This is a genomic window from Frankia sp. AiPs1 (assembly GCF_023716945.1).
Taxonomy (GTDB): Bacteria; Actinomycetota; Actinomycetes; order Frankiales; family Frankiaceae; genus Frankia.
This window is the reverse complement of record NZ_JAMQQF010000631.1, coordinates 1-3,359: the sequence shown is the minus strand read 5'-3', so window position 1 is coordinate 3,359 and position 3,359 is coordinate 1. Positions and strand designations below refer to the sequence as shown.

The 3,359-nt window shown below is 72.1% G+C and carries 3 protein-coding genes and 1 pseudogene; 1 reads left to right on the top strand and 3 read right to left on the bottom strand.

All coding sequences use genetic code 11. The features are described 5' to 3' along the window. Positions 1–324 (top strand): annotated as a pseudogene (locus ND748_RS28560) (ROK family protein); the annotation flags it as partial. 48 nt (positions 325–372) lie between these two features. On the opposite strand, the gene ND748_RS28555 reads toward ND748_RS28560, so the two are convergent. The 3 genes from ND748_RS28555 to ND748_RS28545 all read right to left on the bottom strand — a co-directional run. Next, on the bottom strand, positions 373–1,209 hold the full coding sequence (locus tag ND748_RS28555; RefSeq protein ID WP_251749289.1) for a mycofactocin-coupled SDR family oxidoreductase: 837 nt from the start codon (positions 1,207–1,209) through the stop codon (positions 373–375). Next, positions 1,206–1,946 carry a mycofactocin biosynthesis peptidyl-dipeptidase MftE gene (gene mftE, locus ND748_RS28550; RefSeq protein ID WP_374216057.1) on the bottom strand — a complete coding sequence of 247 codons (741 nt, stop codon included), beginning with the start codon at positions 1,944–1,946 and terminating at the stop codon, positions 1,206–1,208. Before mftE ends, ND748_RS28555 begins: the two co-directional genes overlap by 4 nt. Positions 1,947–3,077: 1,131 nt before the next feature. Next, positions 3,078–3,359: hypothetical protein (locus tag ND748_RS28545; protein ID WP_251749287.1), on the bottom strand; the 282-nt coding region annotated here is incomplete at its 5' end.

Here is a 3,359-nt window from a genome sequence, read left to right as displayed (position 1 = left end):
GCTGACGGCCGCACCCTCGCCGCCGCGGCCGTGGCCGGTGATGAGATCGCCCGCCGGGAACTCGCCCGGGCCGGAACCGCTGTCGGCGCGGGGCTCGCCGCCAGCGCGAGCCTGCTCGACCTCGAGGCGGCCGTCGTGGCCGGCGGATTCGCGCAGTCCGGACCGATCTTCTGGGACGCGCTTCTCGCCGGCTTCGAGCGCCATGCCGGTCTGGCCTTCATCCGGCGGATGCGCATCGGGCGCAGCGACGATCCGGCCCGCGTCGCGCTGCGCGGAGCCGCCGCCTTCGTCCTGGCGCCGCAACGCTACGGCTGGCCCGACTGATTCACGTCTCGCGCGTCCCCTGGGAAGGCGGGGTGACGGAGTGGGCGGTCAGCCGGTGAACCCGCCGTCCGCGGCCAGCACGGAACCGGTCATCCCGCCCGCCGCGGGTGAGCACAGGAAGGCCACCGCGGCGGCGACCTCCTCGGGCCGCAGCAGCCGGCGCAGGTAGGCGTGGCCGGCGAACTCCGCCGCGTCGGGCAGGTCGTAGATCCTGGCCGACTCGGCGAGCATGGTGGTGTCCATCGAGCCGGGGCAGACGACGTTCGCCGTCACCGCCGTCCCGGCGAGGTCCGCGGCGAGGCTGCGCACCAGGCCGACAACGCCGTGTTTGCCGGCGGAGTAGGCGGCCAGGCGGGCCAGCGGCCGGGTTCCCGCCGCGGAGGAGACCGCGACGAACCGGCCGGCGGGTGCCTCGAGCAGCGCCGGGACCGTCGCCCGGATGACGTGGAACACCCCCGTGAGGTTCACGGCGAGCAGCGTCTGCCAGGAGTCGTCGTCGGTCTGCCAGATCGGGGGACCGCCGGCGATGATGCCGGCGGCGGCCACGGCCGCGTCGAGGCGGCCGTAGCGCTCCTGGGCGATGGCGACGGCCGCGTCGACGTCGGCCTGGCGGCGGACGTCGACCCGCACCGCGACCGCGTCGCGGCAGCGGGCGGCGACCGCGTCGAGGTCTTGCCCGGTCGCGTACGGGTAGCCCGCCGTCGGCGGTTCCGGCACTGCCAGATCGGCGAGGACGAGGCGGTATCCGGCCGCGTCGAGGGCCTCGGCGACCGCGGCACCAAGACCGCGCGCCGCGCCGGTGATCAGCGCGACGGGGGCCGGCGACGAGGCTGGGCTGTCGCTGTCGCTGTCGCTGTCGCTGTCGCTGTCGCTGTCGCGCGTCACGCGGACCGGCCCGTGGTGCGTGCCGCGGGGGGTGTGAGGCCGTGGTGTCGCGTCCAGTCGAGCAGCCGGTCGACCGCGTCGTCGAGGTAGGCGTCGAGCAGGCGGGCCCCCTCGGCCGCCGATGCGCCCCTCGGGTCACCCAGCACCCCGCTGGGGCTGAGCGCGGCGACGCCGTGGGCGAGGAGGTCGTCGAGCGACGGACTGGGGCCGGCGCTGGCCAGGTCCAAGCGGACCAGGTCCGGGGCCAGGTGCAGCAGCAGCGAGGTCTCCGACCGACCGGCGTGCAGGTCGCGGTCCGCCGCCGGCACGCCGACCGCCGCGGCCAGGGCCGCTGTCGGGGCCCACAGGTGCACCAGGCGACCCTCACCGGCGAGGACCTGCCGGGCCGACCTGAGCGCGGCGATGTTCCCGCCATGCCCGTTGACCAACACGACGGCGCTGGCCGTGTTGTCGACCGAGCGGACCAGCTCCACGACCACCCGCTCGAGCACCTGCGTGCCCAGCGAGACCGTGCCGGGAAACCCGGCGTGCTCGCCGCTGGCCCCATACGGCAGCGCCGCCCCGACGAGCAGGGGCTCCAGCCGCTGCGCAAGACCGTGGGCGACGGCGGACGCGACCCGGGTGTCGGTGTCGAGTGGGAGGTGCGGTCCATGCTGCTCGGTGCTACCCAGCGGCAGCACCAGCAGCGGGCGGTCGTTCCCGAGCTCCCGCCAGGTGGCTCGGCTGAGCATCGACACCTCGTCACTCCTCTCCCGGCCGACCGTGCTGGTCGTTCCGGACACTCCTGCTGGTCTCCGCGCCGCCGGTGTCGCCCGGGCGCCGTCGGGGCTTCGTTCCACGTGACGACCACGCGTGCGCCCACCGTCCGCGAAGTGGCGCCGGCGGCCTCCGGCCGGGACGGGGCCGCGCCCAGGGCCAACAGCCCCGCTTCGGCCCGAGGGCCCGGCACGACCCACCGGCCAGCGCGGGGGGATTCGGCCGAGTGGCCGCGGTGCCCGGCTCACGGCACCGACGAACACGGCTGCGCCGGGCGGTCGACGCAGGCATCGGCGCAATCGCGCCATCGCACCCGCGTCGGATCCATCCCAGCATGTCGGGGGACCCAGGGTCGACCGGTGTGCCCGCGGTCGGCCTCGGGCCGCGACCGATCCGCGGCCGGGCACCCGAGCTCCTCCTCCGGTGCCCGGGTTGACCCGCCCGGCGGCTGGGTCTGCCACCTGCTGGCAGGCGCCTCGGTCGGTCGACCCGCACGCCGGCGGCATCTCTGCTCACCCCACGGACGGGGTACTGATCGAGCTCGGTTCGCGAGGGAGGGTTTGGGCGGCGTCGGCCATGGGCATGTTCGGTCCGACGCTCGCCGAGGGTGGGGGTTGGCAGCGGGGAACCGGATGGCCGGATCGCTCGTTGACCTGGATAGACGACATCGGACCGGCGCTGCGCGCCAGGCCGAGCAGGCTCCGCAGGGCGAACCACCCCAGAGCCTCGCTCGCTGGACCGGAGCGTGGGGCTGACGCACCGTCCGACGGCGGTGCCGCAAAGTTATGCCCACGAGGTCTCCCGGGGTGGCCTCGCTCGTGTATAGTTCTCCTTCGTCGCCCACTGAGTTCTGCAAAGAGCTCGATGTCGCGCAGGACCACATCTCCTCCGAGGGGGCACCGACCCCCCGAGGAAACGGGCCGCGGACGGTGCGATACGGTGTGAAAGTGGCAATCGCCGGTAGCTCGGTGCGAAAGCATCGAAAGCCGGAGCGGTTTGACACAATCCAGCCAAAGCCCGTAACCTGGAAACATCGCACGAGCCAATCTCCGTAAGGGAATTTGTCTCGAGTGTGCAGGAAAGCGGTACCTGTTCGGAACGGTGTATCTCGCTCAAAACGAAGCGATTTGACACCAAACGGAGAGGCCAAGTAAGTTAAAGAAGCACCGCACGAAGCCCGCAAGGGCCCAAAGCCCGAAAAGCAGGACCTGTTCGAAAAGGTTCATCTCGCTCAAAACGAAGCGATTTGACACCGAACGAAGAGGCGGGTAACTTAAAGAAGCACCAGAGCGAAACCCGCAAGGGTAAGAGCTGGTAGCGCCTGCTCCTTGAGAACTCAACAGCGTGCCGATTGTCAGTGCCAATTGTTTTACCTCGTTCATGGCCTGGCTGGT